The organism is Parahoeflea alexandrii (genome assembly GCF_027214025.1).
Lineage (GTDB): Bacteria > Pseudomonadota > Alphaproteobacteria > Rhizobiales > Rhizobiaceae > Hoeflea > Hoeflea alexandrii_A.
In genome coordinates, this window is the sequence record NZ_JAPWHB010000033.1 from 1 (window position 1) to 446 (window position 446).

The window sequence follows — 446 nt, forward strand, 5'->3', positions numbered from 1 at the left end:
ACCGTGACGGTCGACGACCAGAACGGCGGCACCGCCTCGCAGGACGTCACCATCACCATCAACGGCACCAATGACGCACCGGTGATCACCTCGGGCGTGCAGTCGGGCACGGTTGACGAGCAGGCTGACCTTGCGCCGCTCGCCGACGCCGATCCGGTCGACGTGACCGGCACCATCACCTTTGACGATGTCGACCTGTCGGACGAGCCGCAGGCTTCTGTGACCAACAGCGTGGTGACGACGGCGACGCTCGCCAATGGCTACGTTCTGACGGCTGGCCAGGAAGCCACGCTTCTCGGCGCCTTCAGCCTCGATGATGTGCTCGATGGCGTGAGCAACTCGACGTTCGGCGACGGTTCGGGCGAGATCGCCTGGACCTATGACGCCACCAATGCGGCGATCGACTTCCTGGGCGAGAACGACCAGCTGGTTCTGACCTTCACCGT

At 64.6% G+C, this 446-nt stretch carries 1 protein-coding gene; it reads left to right on the top strand.

Going from position 1 to position 446, the window contains the following annotated elements:
• Nucleotides 1-446: VCBS domain-containing protein (locus O4H62_RS26580; RefSeq protein ID WP_269391851.1), on the top strand; the 446-nt coding region annotated here is incomplete at both ends.